Consider the following 16,557-nt stretch of genomic DNA (forward strand, 5'->3'; position numbering starts at 1 on the left):
CAGGTAGACAGCGCTCTTTTGCTAGGTTTGATAGGGCTAAAGCCCTTACTACTAACTTTTCTTTTATTCAGTCTTACTACTTACAAGATGAAAGATAAATTATTAAACTGGCTAAACTTATTATTAGTTGCTGATGTTTTCCTGGTGATTTTAGGTTTTGTGTGGTTTGCTATCGCAGTCGTTGGTAATGCCTCAGGAATCAACTTGGGTTTAGATTTATGGCATCAACTGTGGATACCTGTATTTAACCCCGCTATTGGTATTCTGATGGGTGGTGCGATTCTCAGCGGAATTACCAGTTGGGTTTCTAAGAAATTTATGAAAAATTAGTTATAGCAGGTGAGAGGGAATAGGGAATAGGGAATAGGGAATAGGGAATAATGATTGAATTACCAATTACCAATTACCAATTACCCATTACCCATTACCCATTACCCATTACCAATCTAAAATTGAATTACAAATTATTCAAGAATTATTCAAGAATTTGCTTTAGCGCTGCTGGCAAATTGGGATATTTGTACTGAAAACCTGATGTTAAAGTGCGTTTGGGGAGAACTTGCTGACCTTCTAAAACTACTATTGCCCCATCTCCTAACATAGCTTCTAAAGCAAAAGACGGCACGGGCAACCAAGAAGGACGATTCATTATCTGTCCCATAGTTGAACTCAACTCTGTCATTCGTACAGGTTTGGGAGCAGTAGCATTATATATACCCTCCATTTCTGGCTTAGTTAAAGCTTGCAGAATTAAGTTAACTATATCGTCTATATGAATCCATGAAAACCACTGCCGACCACTACCAATAGGTCCACCGGCAAAGAGTTTAAAAGGAGTAATCATTTTCCCCAAAGCACCACCATTGCCCAAAACAATACCAAAGCGCAAAATTACCAACCGCACACCAGCATCTTTGACTTTTTGCGCTTCGGCTTCCCATTCTTGGCAGACTTGAGCCAGAAAATCTCTACCAGAAGGGCTTTTTTCATCAAAGGTAGCAGTTTCGCTAGTTCCATAGTAGCCAATAGCCGAAGCGTTGACTAACACAGTTGGCTGAGGATTAACCTTAGCTATAGCTTCCACAATTTTTTGTGTACCGAGTTTGCGGCTATTGAGAATTTTCTGCTTACGTTCTGGTGTCCAACGTTCCTCAGCAATAGGTTCTCCTGCCAAATTGACTACACCATCACAACCAGCAATAGCATCTTGCCAAGCACCAGATACACCCGGTGTATAAGCTAATATTTCTAGATTTGGGAAAGCCTGAGAGGGAAAAACCTTATAGGCCAAGCCGGTATTCCGGCTGAAAACTAGTACTCTATGACCTTCATCTTGTAGCCGTTTTACTAAACGACTACCGATAAATCCTGTGGCTCCAGTAATTGCTACTTTCATTTTTAACTTAGGCTAAATCACTATTGTACAGTTTTGCTTTTTACCTCAATTTAGCGGTTTTTCAGCTTGTACAAACGAAGTGTGATTTTTTGCCTGAGAAAAAAGCTGATAGGACACTGATTATATACTAAAGATGGTTTGGAACTCTACTTTTAAACGCAGAGGCTCGCTGAGGTAAACGCAAAGGTACGCGGAGTCTTTGTTCAAGTTTTCTCTCTCTAATTAACTCGCGTCTTCCCAGTCGCTGAGTAATTCACGTTCCTGTTTTTTCGTTTTGCTTTTGCGAACTGGCACTTTAGGAGTACCAATATCAACGGAGGGAAAAGACTGTTTTGTCTTTTTGGCAGATTTGTGTTCTTGTGTGTTAGCCATGAGTAGATAAATTTGATAAAAACTTCAGTCTTAATTTATAACATCAAGTTTTTGGCAGGAATTTCCGGAAGATAAATTTGGTTTTTGGGAAAACTCAATTAATTGCCAGAATCTGGGGATTTTGTGGAATTGACTACAGAAAAACCTCGACGGATTGGTTGGTTATTAGCTAACTCAACTTGAAAATTTATCCTATCACTCATTTGGTTGCTTCTCGCTTCCAAAGTCCAACTACCAGGGCGTAAATGCCAAAAGAAAGCATTAGCTGATTGTGTAGATAACTTCTTGCCATTCAGCCACCACTCTATCGGTTGATTATATGCGCCGGCTAGTTTAAATTCTAATTTTTGCTGTGCTTCTGCACCGGGATATACTAGAAACAAATCACCATCACGAGGAGATAAAATTCTGAGTTTATCAACAGCAAAAGAGTTAAATTGTGGTTGTTTTGCTAACCATTCATCATACTCTGGTGGTAAATGGAAGTTTTGCTGATGTTCATAGGCAATTTTATCTTCTGGGGAGAAATATTCTTGTACGACTGAGTGACAATTCGGTGTAGGTTTTAACCCTGAAATAGCGCAGATGGGTAATTGCACCATTGCTTCTGGATGTGGAAAATCTGCGGGAGATTGATGTTCGTGCAGGTGTAACATAATCCGGTTCCACAAAGGTGCAGCCCCAGTCACACCAGACACCTGACGCATTGGTTCACCGTTGAAATTGCCTACCCAAGTAGCGACAGTGTAATCTGTAGAAAAGCCCACAGTCCAAGTATCACGATAATTTGATGAAGTGCCTGTTTTTACAGCCGTAGGGAAGGGCAAATTTAACACCGAGTCTACACCAAAAGCAGTAGCACGGGCATAGCGATCGCTCAAAATATCGATAATTAATTGCCAAGTTGGCTTTTTGCTTGGGGAAAGAGAAGTTGGGGGCTGAGATTCGTCAGTCAATATAGTGACTAATGGTCTATTTTCTCCCAAACGCGCCATAGTCAAATAAGCCCTGGCGAGTTCCCATAAACTCACTTCTCCACTACCCAAAGTCAACCCCAAACCGTAATATTCAACACTTTGATTGAGATGTGCAAACCCCAACTCATGCAACCGATTTAAGAAGGTTTGAACACCAACTTTTTCTAACACCTTTACCGCAGGTACATTTAAAGAATTTGCCAAAGCAACTCTTACTCGCACGGGGCCAAGAAAGCTGTTAGTATAATCTGTAGGGCTATATAATTTCGCCCCCGGAATTGCATAATGAGAAGGAACATCCGCCAAAATAGAATTAGGTTTAATTGCACCTTTTTCTAAAGCTAATTCATACACAAACGGCTTGAGAGTAGAACCTGGTTGACGCAACGCCTGTACTCCATCATTTCTTCCTAATTTCGCTTCATTAAAATAATCAGGCGAACCGACATAAGCTAAAACCTCCCCAGAGTAGTTGTCAATTATCACCGCAGCTGCATCATGGACATTGTTCTCAGCAAGAGTAGAAATAACCTGCTGTACCTGTGCTTCCACAAACTGCTGCAAAGGACGATTTATCGTAGTCTGAATAGGAGAAGATTCCAGTCCCCCTCCTCGCTGACGGGGAGATAACTCCAGTTCCCCTCCTCGCTGACGGGAAGATAACTCCAGTTCCCCTCCTCGCTTGCGGGAAGATAACTCCAGTCCCCCTCCTCGCTTGCGGGGAGGGGTTAGGGGTGGGGTGTTTTGTGCTAACCAAAACAAAAAATGGGGTGCAGCAATAATTCCCTTTTGACGAGATTGAAAAACAACTTTTTCTGTATATATGCGTTCCGCTTCTAAATGAGAAATATATCCCTCTTGTACCATGCGATTTAAAACATATTTTTGCCTTTTCTTTAATCTTTCCCAATGTTCATAAGGATTAAAATAAGTAGGATTATTAGGAATAGCCGCTAACAGCGAAGCTTGGGCTAAATTTAAATCACTTGCAGAAATAGAAAAATAAATCCGCGCTGCTGCTTCCACACCATAAATATTTCCCCCCATTGGTAAACGATTAATATAAGCAGAGAGAATTTCATTTTTATTCATTCCCGCAGTTAACCGCCAAGATAGCCAAATTTCCTGTAACTTTCCCGAAATATTCCGAGGAGAATTATCTAACATCCGCGCCAATTGCATTGTAATTGTCGAAGCACCGGAAACAATTTTTTTCGCATGAATTGCTTGCTTAATAGCGCGAACAATTGCTTTCAAATCCAACGCCCCGTGTTGATAAAAGCTACTATCTTCAGCCGCTAAAATCGCATTGATAAATTGGGGTGAAATCTGAGTTAATGGGATAATTGCTGTATGTTCTTGGTCATGAGTTAGTATAGTTCCCAATGGTAAACCATGACGATCTGTAAATTCCATTGCTAACTGGTTTTGGGCTATATCTACACTATGAATAGGCGCAAGATAAGGAATTAAGCGCACTATCAAGCAGAAGATAATTACAGTTAAGATAATTTTAATCGGTTTATATCTATGGATATAACGAAAATATGATTTTATCTCACGCAGAGTCGCAGAGACACAGAGAGTCGGAGTTTTGAGGAGAGGAGGTTTAAAGTTCATAATTGGAAACTTCAATTTAGGTAAAAGAGATTTCGCAAAAAAACAATATTTTGGAAATGTTAAGAATTGTATGATTTGTTGGAAATAGTTACATCAGATTAGGTATCTATGTAAACAAGCAAGGTGGGCATTGTCAACCATTGATATTTTTTGAATTTATTTAATATGATGATGAGAAAATTTCTTAAATTCCTATTTATTATTACTGTTATATTAGGCATAGCAGGCTGTAATTTCGTGGATATCACTCCAGGTAAAGAGAAATTACCAACGGTTACATCTCTTGCACCGCCAAAGTTACCAGAATGGATAGAACAAATTAGTCCTTTGGGAGATGCGAAAACTCTTAGTCAAATTCGTATTCGGTTTAAAGAAGCTTTAATTCCCGTTGAAAGTCTTGATAGTGCAGAACAGCAGAATTTATTAACGAAATTTGCCATTTGGCCACTTTTACCTGGACAATTTCGCTTTTTAACACCGCGCATGGTAGGTTTTCAAGCGGATAAAGCTTTACCCAAAGCCACGCGAGTTAAAGTTACTCTCAAAGCTGGGTTAGCAGATTTAAAAAATCATCGTTTAGATCAAGATTTGGCTTGGACTTTTAACACTGAACCAATTAATATCAGCAACTTACCAGGGGTTAACTCTGCTGAAAAAGCGGAAATTGAAGCAATTGATTTACAGCCTAAGTTGCAATTTACATCGAATATTGAACTAGATTTAGATTCTGTACAACAGCATTTACAGCTAATTCGTGAAGGCAAAAATCAAGGTGTCGGTTTTCAGGTGGAATTAGCAAAATCCGAAGAATCAGAAAATTTAGATCCTTTAGAAAAGTTTGATGCTTCTAAACGCAATTGGATTTATAATATCACCCCTCAAAGAGAACTTAAACGAGCTAATAATTACAGGTTAGTATTTTCTCCAGGTATACTTCCAGGTTATGGAAATCTTCCCAGTGAGAAAGAGTTTTCTAGTAAATTGGCGACTTATTCTCCTTTAGTATTTCAGGGAATTAAACCTTATGGAGAACCAGACTCAGCAGGAACTTATGGTAGATTTATTAAAGGTAGTCCCCAGCTAGAATTTAATAATGTCTTATTACCAGATTCTGCCAAAGAGAATATTAAAATTAATCCGTCACCTAAAGACATTGATAGAGTGCTGCAAATCTATGATCAAGATAGAATCGTTAGTATTAATCCTTATGCTTTAGAACCAGCTACAACTTATACGATTAATATTGGCAGAAATCTGAAAGATAAATTTGGGCAAACATTGGGTAAACCTCTCACAATTAAATATAATACTGGTGACTTAGCTGGAAATATTTCAGTTCCCTCTGATTTAAATATCTTCCCCACAGATAAAGATTTACAACTCAATATTGATACTATCAATTTACCAGAAGCAAAATATCAAGCTGCTTATCGGATAATTAAGCCAACGGATTTAGTTTATACAAATAATGCTGATGATTTATTGCCAAAACCATCCAAGTGGCAGAGTTTCAAAATAGCAGTTAAGAAAAATCAGTCAGTGACTGTAAATGTTCCCCTTAAAGAAAAATTGGGTGCTGCTGGAATGTTAGCTTATGGAGTGCAAGCACGAACTAATAAATATCAAGAAAATAATAAACAATTGTGGAGAGAACCGACAACTTATGGAATGGTGCAATTAACAAACTTAGGTGTATTTAGTCAATGGTTTCCAGAGTCGGGTTTAATTCGTGTTCATCATCTTAGTGATGGTTCACCAGTCAAAGCTGCAAATATTGAAATTTATCAATCAAAATTAAATGAAAAATCTCGGACTCTATCTGTACCTTGTGCAAATGGTAAAACTGATGAAAATGGAATTTTGAAAATTGATAAGGAGGAATTAAAAGATTGTTATTCTCAAGATGAAAAATTACCGAAATTATTAGTAATTGCCCGTGAAAATCAAGATTGGGCATTTGCGAGAACTCAAGAATATAGCGGTGCTTATGGTTACGGTATTGATACGGGTTGGGAAGATGGGAAACCGACATCACGAGGGGTAATATTTTCCGATAGAAAGTTATATCAACCCGGAGAAAAAGCTTGGTTTACTGGTTTTGCGTATTTTTTAGCAAAAGGTGAAATTCAGGAAGATATAAATGCAACTTATAAAATAACTTTAGTAAATCCCAACGGAGAAAATACTGATTTAGGTACGCAAACTACAAATAAATTTGGGACATTTTCTCTAGAGTTACCAATTCAAAAAAACTTACCTTTAGGTTATTATACTATTCAAGCTAAAGGTAAAAATAAGCGAGAAATATCTGGTGAGTTTCGGGTTGCTGAATTTAAACCGCCGAATTTTAAAGTTGATTTAAAGCTAAATAAAGAATTTGCACTCATTGGTAATAAAGTTGATGCAGATGTAGCTAGTAATTATTTATTTGGTGCACCAGTTGAAGGGGGAGAAGCCAAGTATTTTATTACTCGTCAGCAGACAAATTTTGTTCCTAAAGGTTGGGAGGAATTTAGTTTTGGTAGACAGTGGTTTTGGCCAGAAGAAAGTCCGAATCTTTCTAGTGATGTTTTACAAACTACTACTCAGCTTGATGCTAATGGTAAAAATAGTCAAACAGTAACGGTAGCGTCAGATTTACCCTATCCGATGACTTACCGGGTAGATGTACAAGTGGCAGATGTTTCTAATTTATCGGTTGCTAATTCTCAAACTTTTACCGCTTTACCTAGTAACAGACTTATTGGATTAAAAAGCAATTTTGTAGCTGATGCTGGTAAGGATTTTCCTATAGAAATTATTGTGACTGACGCAACCGGAAAACCATTAGAAAATCAACAAGTGCATCTGGAATTACAACAGATGAAATATAACAGCATCACCCAAGTAGTTGAAGGTAGCAGAACTCCCAAAAATCAAGTTGAATATCAAACAGTTTCTAAAATTGAATTTACATCTTCTCATAGTTCTCAAACAGTAAATTTAAAACCAACCGAATCAGGTTCATATCGCATTCGGGCTAATTTTAGTGATACTAACAATGACATTACAGCCTCAGATTTACAAATTTGGGTAACAGGAAAAAATCAAGTATTTTGGGGTGAAGAAGAAAAAAATAAATTGTCAGTTAAATTAAACAAAAAAGAATTCAAAGTTGGTGAGACTGCTACCGCTTTGATTCAATCTCCCTACCCAGAAGGAGAATTATATTTTGCAGTAATTAAAGATAAACCTCTCTATCAACAAGTTATTAAAGTTAAAGGAAGTGCGCCACAAATTCAGTTTACAGTTACGCCGGAAATGTTACCCAATGCTGCTGTAGAAGCGGTGTTAGTCAGACAAGGTAAACCCTTAAATCAAGTCAAAGAAGTAGAAGGTTTAGAAAATTTAGCCCGGATTGGTTTTGCACCTTTTAAAGTTAATTTGGCAGATAAATACTTAAAAGCGCAAATTAACCCTGTTAAAAAATCTTTAGAACCGGGAAAAGAAGAAACACTAGAACTGGAATTAACAGATATTCAAGAAAAGCCAACCCCAGGACAATTTACTGTCATGGTTGTGAATGAAGCAGTGTTACAACTTGCTGGTTATCGTCCTCCAAATTTGGTAGATACTGTTTATGCAGAACAACCAATTTCAATCCGATTTAGTGATAACCGTCCTGATGTCAGATTAACAGAATTAGCTGCAAGTCTACCCAAAGGTTGGGGTTATGGTGGTGGCTTATCAAGTGCTTTAGCAAATACTCGCATTCGCAAAGATTTTCAAGCTTTAGCTTATTACAATGGTTCTGTAATTACTGATGAAAAAGGTAAAGCGAAAATCACTTTTAAATTACCAGATGATTTAACAACATGGCGGGTTATGGTAGTTGCTACAGACGGAAATCTGCGTTTTGGTAATGGTGAAGCGACATTTATCACCACAAAGCCATTATTAACTAATGCTATCTTGCCACAATTTGCTCGGTCAGGCGATCGCATTCTTGCAGGTTTATCCGTCACCAACACCACCGCAAACACCGGAAACATAAGCATTCAAGGTGAACTTAGCGGTTCTCTCAAGTTCGCAGAAAATAACCCCACAACTACAACTCTACAAACACAAGTTGAGTCAGGAACCCAAGCTTATCGTTTCCCAATGGTGGCTGGTAATATCGGTGAAGGTAAGGTTACATTTAGAACCGGGTTAAATAATACCGCAGATGCTTTTACAGTTCCTCTGGAAATTAAACCGTTAGAAATTACAGAACAAGTTGTAGAAACGGGTGTGAGTGAAAAACAGGTAAAAATTCCCCTGAATGTTGATAATAATACTTTCCCGCAAACAGGAGGTTTAGATATTCAATTAGCGAGTACTTTAATTCCGGAAATTAAAGCCCCAGCAAAACAAGTTTTAGATGATCATAATTTACCATTTGCAGAACCAGCCGCAAGTCAATTACTAATTGCTGCAAATCTGCAAACTCTTACCCAAAAATATAATCAGACATTTACAGACTTTAATCCCCAACAACAAGCAAACCAAGCAATTGCACAATTGCAAAAACTGCAAATAGCAGATGGTGGTTTTGTCGCTTTTCCAGGACAGGAAAAATCAGATCCTTGGATTTCAACTTACGCCGCAGAATCACTAGTAAAAGCTAATCAAGTTTATCCTGGTTTAGTCGATGCTATAATTTTATCTCGTCTGAAAAATTATTTACAAAATGTTCTCACCAACCCCGGACAATTCGACTTTTGTAAACAAAAACTCTGTAAATCTCAACTGCAACTTAATGCTTTAATTGCATTATCACAACTAGGTGATAAACGCAATAGTTTCCTTTCAGATATTTATCAACAACGCGATGCTTTTGATGTCAGTAGTCAGACAAAATTAGCGCGATATCTATTTCAATTTCCTGAATGGCAAAATGAAGCGCAAATCATGCGAATCCAGTTACAAAAGAATATCTATGAAACTGGACGTACCGCAGTTGTGAATTTACCCCGGAGTTGGAGTTGGATGAATTCACAAACCACAACACAATCCCAAGCTTTAAGACTATTTATTGACCAAAAAGCTAATGCCAAAATCCTCGATAAATTATTTCAAAGTTTGCTTAATCTCCGTAGAAATGGCACATGGCAAACAAGTTATAATAACGCCCAAGCCTTAACAGCTTTGGTAGAATATAGTCAACTCCAACCCACACCACCTAATTTTTTAGCTACGGTAAAATTAGCAGGTAAAAAATTAGGAGAAAATCGTTTTAATGGCTACCAAAATCCTAGCTTTCAGGTAAATGTACCGATGGATAAATTACCTCGTGGTCGTCATGATTTAGTTTTGCAAAAATCTGGTCAAGGTAATTTACATTATTTAGTCGCTTACAATTATCGCTTGCAAGGAAATCAATCAGGAAGATTTAATGGTTTACGGATAACACGAGAAATTAGTAAAGTTAATTCAGAGAAAGTTATCCAAAAAACGGGAATGTATGCTTTTGATAAACCAGTAACGTTACAACCAGGACAAGTCTTTGATATTGGTTTAGAAATAATTACAGATCATTCTGTAGATCATATAGTGATTAAAGACCCATTACCCGCAGGTTTTGAAGCTGTAGATGATAGTTTTCAAACTGCGACACCGGCATTACAAGCAAAAGCCGATAATTGGCAATTAGGATATAAAACAATCTATAAAGATCGGATTATTTCTTATGCAGATCATCTCGAACCAGGAGTTTATAGTTTACATTATTTAGTCCGTTCTGTGACTCCTGGTACATTCCTTTGGCCAGGTTCGCAGGTGTATTTACAATATGCACCAGAGGAATTTGGACGCACTGCGGATATAAAATTGAACATAATAGATGAGGTAATCAAATGAAATCTAGTAACGCTGAATTATTAGCCAAACTGACAGAACTAGCAAGAGATTTAGAGTTTCCTGTGAGTTGTTCATCTCACCCTATTCACCCTTTTATTTGGGAAATAGAAATGCAAGGAGAATTAAGTATAGAAAATTTACTTAAAACTGAAACTCCAAATTTCTTGGGTTACAGCGAAGGTGGAAAAATCATGCGAACTGGAGATTTAGAAGAGTATTGGCAGTTTGTTAGATCACAAGCTGAAAATCTTAGTCCAGAAACATTGCCAAGTTATCAAACATTAATTGATTTACTAAAATCTCATCTTACCAATGTAGAATTACTCAAAATTCGGACATTACACGATCCAAAAGATAGCTTTCATATTATTGTGGGAATGACCAAATCCGGGGAGTGGATAGGAATTTCTCCAAATATTCCTACAGATGCTGAAGACTGCGACCAAATGGGGATATATAATACAGAACAAATATTTTCAACTGCATATCAACCACAAACCGAAATTACAGTTAATTTACTCAACAGATTACAACCAATTTTACAAGATTTAGAATTTTACGAACCAGAAATTTTTGGTTTTTATACAGATAAAGGTTGGACGGTGAGAGTAGGTACAACCAGAGAAATCATGATTCATAGTTTATTAGAAGCAGTTGGTTTTGCGAGAACTTTTCCTGTGTGTAAACTTTTCCATGAAGAGGAATATTATGGAGAAGAAGTGGAAGATGCTAAAGTTTATCTAGTTTTAGATGACTTTTTGGCAGAAAATATTACCAACTTACGTACTTATATGTTTGGTATGACAGTTTCCTATGTTTTTTATATAATTGGTCAAACTCCTTCTGGTGACTGGGCTGGTGTAACTTCATTAGCAGCTTGGGCTTAATTATAAACTTATATAGGACTCTGGTTTGATTACTGAAATTACTCGTGGAGGCAGGGAATAGGGAATAGGGAATAGGGAATAGGGAATATGAGAGGACTTACGCACTATACAAATTAGACATCATTTGTATCAACCGAAATTAGTTATTTTCTGCATATTAGTAGGGTGGGCAATGCCCACCTACCCTGATTGTGAAGATGCAAAATTGATATTACCTACTGGACAAAAGCCCTACTGTACAATCTGATTCCGACAGTATTCTTGAGTTGGTGTCACAGAAACAACTTCCACCTCTACAGGTTGTTCTGGCATTGGGTTAATAATAAACTCACTCGCACCTGCATGAGGTTTTTGCTGATTTCCCCAATCATATGTATAGCCTAAACCTGACCAAGGATAATATTCTTTCTTGGCATTGGTATAAGAATTGGTGTATATTGCCTTGACTACAGGACTGCTATCAGGAATAGGTAAAGGCAAAAGATTACAACTAGAATCGTTAATTTCCGAATCAATACATGGTCTGCTTAAATCTTCTGCTTTTACCCACATTTCTACAAAATGGGATTTAGTGGAATATTTATTTAAAATCAAACCCAAATACTGTTGTAGCCTCAATGAAAGTTCAATATTATCAGGAATATTGCTATCAACACCTTGATATTGCTGACAAAATTGTTTAACTTGTGGAACTGCTGTAAACCAAGTTTGATAGGGTAGCAGTTTTTTTGATCCCACTGGCCAATCTACACTGGGATTATTCACATATTTCCAAGTTGACATTAAATATTCAATTTTTCCATTTTTTTCTCTCCATTTAACTTGGGGATTATTGGGAGATAATGCCCACAAATCATTAACTAATTCCTCTGCTACTGGCTGTTTGGCATCTTCGATACTTTCTGCCAATGTTTTTGTCAAAATGTTATAAGTTTCTGGTTGATATTGCAAGAGATAATCATAGACATTTTGAGCAACTTCTAATTGGGCTAATTGCGCCTTTAATATCGGTGTACTATTGCTAGTGATTTCTTCAGCTAATACCCGATTTTGCCATCCGAAAACAAAAACAGCACAACAGATTAAGCCCACACACAATTGATGCAGCCAATTTTTCATGGTAAACAACTTGGTTCTTTTTATGGTTGATGAAAGTCAATTCAAATCCAGATTCTATATTTATTTTTAACTAAAAAACCTGAGTATTTATTTTTTGTAATATAAGATTTATGTATAAATAAAACCTAACATTACGTAATTCGTAAAGCTGCATTATGGTTTTTAAGATGTATGAGTTTCTCTAATCTTGATTTTTTGAAGTCATTGATACCAATTTGGAATTCCATATTAGTAATACTTATAGTTAGACTATTTTATCTATTTACAGTCTTATAATCTATTCCTCTTTCGCAGAATTACAATATCCTCTAAAATTAACATACCTCAGCTAATGGTATTTTAAATATGTCTAAACCTGAAATCTACATCACATTGAGATTGACACAACCAGAGCAAGATTTACTCCGAGAGTATTGTCAACAAACTGATAGAAATCAAACAGATGTGTTGCAGGAATTCGTGCAGGGATGAAAACATCAAATCAAAATAACAAATAAATAGGTTTAAAAACCGCTTATATTCCTATATAATGATTTGTAAATCTTCCTGCTTATATATCTAGGATTGGCAACGATGGGAGTACTTTTTAACTCTAATGTGAATTGTCAATTGTTCAGCCTGTTTCTGGCACAGGATCACCCTTGCTAAATCATTCATTCATAAAAGGGGTATACTTTTAAGTCATGATACTTAGACCCAAAACCCAAAATAAATTAAGTTTAATAGTACAGTTGATCATTCGTAAATTCTAAATCCTACTATATCCAATAAAGTTATGTCAGTACACCAACCAAATGCTGAAGAGACGACGGATTTGATTATTGGTGTTAAAAACCAAGAAAACTATGAGTTACAAACAGACTCTTCAACTGTCGTCAGTCTATCCAAAAGAAAAGGAACTATTGCTCAGTTTCTCGCTCCCCTGACTCAAGATAGTTTTAAACAAGTAGTTCAGGAAGTTGAGCATAAATTACGGATTGTCAACGAAACCTTATCCATGTTGGATTATCAGGGTTTTGAAACAATCTTACAGGAAATGTTGCATTCAATTACCTTGAAAACAGGAGAATTATTAGGAGCAGATCGGACAACAATATTTTTATTAGATCAAGAAAAACAAGAACTCTGGTCTACTTTAGCTGAAGGGCAAGGTAAGCGGCTTTTAGAGATTAGAATTCCCGCTAACAAAGGTATTGCGGGAGAAGTTGCGACTCTCAAGCAAGTAATCAATATCCCCTTTGATTTTTATAATGATACACGGTCAAAATTTGCTCAAGAGCAAGACAAAAGAAACGGCTATCGCACCTATACAATGTTGGCTTTACCTCTGTTAAATGAAGACGGAGAATTAGTAGCGGTAGTACAATTATTAAACAAATTAAAATACCTGCATAATTCCAGTGATCCCCTTTTAGATCGCATTGATACCCAGGGGTTTACTGACGCTGATGAAAAATTATTTCAAGATTTTGCGCCTTCCATTCGCCTGATTTTAGAATCATCGCGCTCTTTTTATATTGCTACTCAAAAACAAAGAGCAGCAGCAGCACTGATGAAGGCAATCAAGTCCCTAAGTCAAAGTAGTCTTGATTTAGAAGATACCCTAAAACGGGTAATGGCTGAAGCTAAAGAACTGATGAATGCAGATCGCAGTACACTGTGGTTAATAGACCACGAACACCATGAATTATGGACAACAATTAATCAGGGTAATGGTGTAACCAAAGAATTGCGAGTACCCATAGGTAAAGGCTTTGCTGGCATCGTTGCTGCATCTGGCAAAAAGTTAAATATCCCCTTTGATTTGTATGAGCATCCAGATTCAGAAACAGCCCAAAACATGGATCAGCAAAATGGCTATCGCACCTGTAGTTTGCTGTGTATGCCAGTTTTTAATAGCGATAAAGAATTGATTGGTGTTACTCAATTAGTAAATAAAAAGAAAACAGGAGAATTTCCTGGGTACAATCCGGCTAATTGGCCTGTAGCTCCTGACTGCTTCCAAGCTAGTTTTGATCATAATGATGAAGAGTTTATGGAAGCTTTTAATATTCAGGCAGGTGTAGCATTGCAAAATGCTCAATTGTTTGCCAAAATCAAACAGCAAGAACAAATGCAACGGGATATTCTCCGCAGTCTTTCTAATGGTGTCATTTCCTCAGATAAAGCCGGATATATTATCACTGCTAATGAAAGCGCTAAACGGTTGCTAGGATTTGATAATGACGAACGTTTAGAAGGCAAACTAGTTAGTGATGTTGTGCATATTAAAGAAGGCGATTTTAGTAAATGGTTTGCAGATGCCTTATACGCAAATGATTTAAAAACTAGTCAGCAATATTACCCTGATCGCACACTTCTGACGACTAGCCAAGAGCAGCATAGTATAAATTTATCACTCAACACTATTGCTGATGCCAGCGACGAAAATCAAGTCTGTGGCGCACTAGTAGTCATGGACGATATCAGTGATGAAAAGCGGCTCAAAAGCACTATGTACCGTTACATGACTCAGGAATTGGCAGAAGAACTGCTGAAATTAGATGACGCTAAACTAGGAGGCGATCGCAAAGAAGTTACTATTTTATTCTCTGATATTCGTGGCTACACTACCCTCACAGAAAATATGGAAGCTGAAGAAGTGGTGGGTATGCTCAATGAATATTTTGAATCAATGGTAGAAGCTGTCTTCAAACATAAAGGTACTCTGGATAAATATATTGGCGATGCCATTATGGCTGTCTTTGGTTCACCCCTACCTTTAGAGCAACACGCTCGGATGGCTGTGCAAACATCTTTAGAAATGCGGACTCGCTTACAGCAATTAAATATAGATCGTCTCGCAGCTAATAAAGCCCATATCAAAATAGGCATCGGCATTAATTCTGATACGGTGATTAGTGGCAATATCGGCTCTAGTAAGCGGATGGAATTTACCGCTATTGGTGATGGTGTGAATCTTGGTTCTCGATTAGAAAGCGTTAGTAAACAGTACGGTTGCGATATTATTATCAGCGACAATACATATCGACTCTGCCAAGAGGACATTTGGGCTAGGGAACTCGATTACATTCGCGTTAAAGGGCGAAATGAACCTGTAGCCATCTATGAGTTAATAGGGCTACGTTCTGATGCCATTGATAATACCAAACTAGAAGTAATTGAGCATTATCATCAAGGGCGTAAATATTATCTTAATCGTCAGTTCATCCAAGCTCAAGCAGAATTTGTTAAAGCCTTATCCGCTGATAACAATGACAAAGCAGCTATGTTATACATAAGCCGTTGTCAGCATTGGTTACAATCACCCCCATCAGATGCAACTTGGGATGACGGGGTATGGACGTTTAAGGAAAAATAAGCTTTAAGCGCTACCATAGTCCTAGGTCGAAGTAAGCTACAAAATCATCTAAAAGCCTACGCCATCAGCTTTGGGAATTTTGAATTCACGGACGTACTAGTACTTACAGTTCAGATCACACACAAACTTTCGTCCGCGTAGGCTAACTCAAAGAATGTAAAATTTTAAGCTGAAAAACCCAACTTTCCAAAACAGTGTCATACTTAACGGTATCACAAGACTGTGTTTATCCAACTGCCACGTTTAAACGTGTATAACCAATGCAAGCTACTTCAAGTTCAATTCTAGAGTTTGAGCAATTATTTAGACAAAAATTAAAACTGAATAATTGCAGGCTGATCAAGAAAAGACAAGAGAATAATTATGAAATAACTACTCCAGCTAAAGACGTTTTTTTGATGACTTGGTGCGAATTTCCAGAAATTAACTTGGTATATCAGAATGTAGGTATACGCACAGCACAGACTGTTGTTTATGAACGGGCTATCCGCTCCCATATTAGTTCCTGCTTAACAAGCATCCAAAATACTCCTAATAATTGAGAACATTTTTGGTAAATTTACATCTTGTAGCAGTCGTAAAAACTGGATTTATGGCGATTTATTAAACCGGAAATCATTCATTTTTTGTTCACCAACCTGGTCAATCAGGGATTATTGAGAATGGTGCAAGATATCAGTAGAACAACTAGTACCGCTTTCTCGGAATCAAAAATTAACAATTAAAAATTAAAAAAGCAGATGATACAAGCTTTTTAGTAATTTTTAATGGTTGGTTGATTTACGCCGTTGTGTACTAGACTCACAGAATATTTACTTAAATTAGTGAGCAATCTCCCACCATAAGAAAAAGAAAGAGAGAAAAGACCCAAATAGATATGGTATCAAATCCGGATCATCACTTATTATTAAAATCTCTCTGCGTTCCCGTGTCTTGCGCGGTTCCCAT

General features: G+C 37.1%; 10 protein-coding genes. 6 read left to right on the forward strand and 4 right to left on the reverse strand.

Going from position 1 to position 16,557, the window contains the following annotated elements:
- The first annotated feature begins 87 nt into the window (after nucleotides 1-87).
- A complete protein-coding gene (locus A9Y75_RS17465) occupies nucleotides 88-330 on the forward strand; it encodes a hypothetical protein (RefSeq protein WP_071190805.1) in 243 nt (80 codons plus the stop codon).
- Between the two features lie 145 nt (nucleotides 331-475).
- On the opposite strand, the gene A9Y75_RS17470 is transcribed toward A9Y75_RS17465, so the two are convergent.
- The 3 genes from A9Y75_RS17470 to A9Y75_RS17475 form a co-directional block, all read right to left on the reverse strand.
- On the reverse strand, nucleotides 476-1,396 hold the full coding sequence (locus tag A9Y75_RS17470) for a TIGR01777 family oxidoreductase (RefSeq protein WP_071190806.1): 921 nt from the start codon (nucleotides 1,394-1,396) through the stop codon (nucleotides 476-478).
- Nucleotides 1,397-1,618: 222 nt separating this feature from the next.
- Nucleotides 1,619-1,768, reverse strand: coding sequence for a hypothetical protein (locus tag A9Y75_RS28610; RefSeq protein WP_177176221.1), 150 nt, complete (start codon nucleotides 1,766-1,768; stop codon nucleotides 1,619-1,621).
- Between the two features lie 98 nt (nucleotides 1,769-1,866).
- Complete coding sequence (locus tag A9Y75_RS17475; RefSeq protein WP_236721445.1) at nucleotides 1,867-4,365, reverse strand: transglycosylase domain-containing protein; 2,499 nt, start codon at nucleotides 4,363-4,365, stop codon at nucleotides 1,867-1,869.
- A gap of 165 nt (nucleotides 4,366-4,530) precedes the next feature.
- Between A9Y75_RS17475 and A9Y75_RS17480 the strand changes: the two genes are divergently transcribed.
- Together A9Y75_RS17480 and A9Y75_RS17485 are read left to right on the forward strand one after the other, a co-directional pair.
- A complete protein-coding gene (locus tag A9Y75_RS17480) occupies nucleotides 4,531-10,242 on the forward strand; it encodes an alpha-2-macroglobulin (RefSeq protein WP_071190807.1) in 5,712 nt (1,903 codons plus the stop codon).
- A complete protein-coding gene (locus A9Y75_RS17485; protein WP_071190808.1) occupies nucleotides 10,239-11,129 on the forward strand; it encodes a nuclease A inhibitor family protein in 891 nt (296 codons plus the stop codon). Before A9Y75_RS17480 ends, A9Y75_RS17485 begins: the two co-directional genes overlap by 4 nt.
- A gap of 231 nt (nucleotides 11,130-11,360) precedes the next feature.
- Here the strand turns inward: A9Y75_RS17485 and A9Y75_RS17490 are convergent, their stop codons facing one another.
- Nucleotides 11,361-12,248, reverse strand: coding sequence for a hypothetical protein (locus tag A9Y75_RS17490; RefSeq protein WP_071190809.1), 888 nt, complete (start codon nucleotides 12,246-12,248; stop codon nucleotides 11,361-11,363).
- Between the two features lie 345 nt (nucleotides 12,249-12,593).
- Here A9Y75_RS17490 and A9Y75_RS17495 point away from each other — a divergent pair, with 345 nt between their 5' ends.
- From A9Y75_RS17495 to A9Y75_RS17505, 3 genes are all read left to right on the forward strand, one after another.
- Nucleotides 12,594-12,719, forward strand: a complete 126-nt coding sequence (locus A9Y75_RS17495) for a CopG family transcriptional regulator (RefSeq protein WP_071190810.1) — start codon at nucleotides 12,594-12,596, stop codon at nucleotides 12,717-12,719.
- 304 nt (nucleotides 12,720-13,023) lie between these two features.
- A complete protein-coding gene (locus A9Y75_RS17500; protein WP_071190811.1) occupies nucleotides 13,024-15,609 on the forward strand; it encodes an adenylate/guanylate cyclase domain-containing protein in 2,586 nt (861 codons plus the stop codon).
- A gap of 260 nt (nucleotides 15,610-15,869) precedes the next feature.
- Nucleotides 15,870-16,151: a hypothetical protein gene (locus A9Y75_RS17505; RefSeq protein ID WP_071190812.1), complete on the forward strand. Its 282-nt coding sequence runs from the start codon at nucleotides 15,870-15,872 to the stop codon at nucleotides 16,149-16,151.
- Nucleotides 16,152-16,557 lie beyond the last annotated feature (406 nt).

Source organism: Trichormus sp. NMC-1 (genome assembly GCF_001858025.1).
Lineage (GTDB): Bacteria > Cyanobacteriota > Cyanobacteriia > Cyanobacteriales > Nostocaceae > Anabaena.

What these genes read in the sequence shown, in the direction of transcription:
- A9Y75_RS17480 (WP_071190807.1), top strand. Translation starts at nt 4,531, where the DNA reads ATGATGATGAGAAAATTTCTTAAATTCCTATTTATTATTACTGTTATA.
- A9Y75_RS17470 (WP_071190806.1), bottom strand. Translation starts at nt 1,396, where the DNA reads ATGAAAGTAGCAATTACTGGAGCCACAGGATTTATCGGTAGTCGTTTA.
- A9Y75_RS17485 (WP_071190808.1), top strand. Translation starts at nt 10,239, where the DNA reads ATGAAATCTAGTAACGCTGAATTATTAGCCAAACTGACAGAACTAGCA.
- A9Y75_RS17490 (WP_071190809.1), bottom strand. Translation starts at nt 12,248, where the DNA reads ATGAAAAATTGGCTGCATCAATTGTGTGTGGGCTTAATCTGTTGTGCT.
- A9Y75_RS17505 (WP_071190812.1), top strand. Translation starts at nt 15,870, where the DNA reads ATGCAAGCTACTTCAAGTTCAATTCTAGAGTTTGAGCAATTATTTAGA.
- A9Y75_RS17500 (WP_071190811.1), top strand. Translation starts at nt 13,024, where the DNA reads ATGTCAGTACACCAACCAAATGCTGAAGAGACGACGGATTTGATTATT.
- A9Y75_RS28610 (WP_177176221.1), bottom strand. Translation starts at nt 1,768, where the DNA reads ATGGCTAACACACAAGAACACAAATCTGCCAAAAAGACAAAACAGTCT.
- A9Y75_RS17495 (WP_071190810.1), top strand. Translation starts at nt 12,594, where the DNA reads ATGTCTAAACCTGAAATCTACATCACATTGAGATTGACACAACCAGAG.
- A9Y75_RS17475 (WP_236721445.1), bottom strand. Translation starts at nt 4,365, where the DNA reads ATGAACTTTAAACCTCCTCTCCTCAAAACTCCGACTCTCTGTGTCTCT.
- A9Y75_RS17465 (WP_071190805.1), top strand. Translation starts at nt 88, where the DNA reads ATGAAAGATAAATTATTAAACTGGCTAAACTTATTATTAGTTGCTGAT.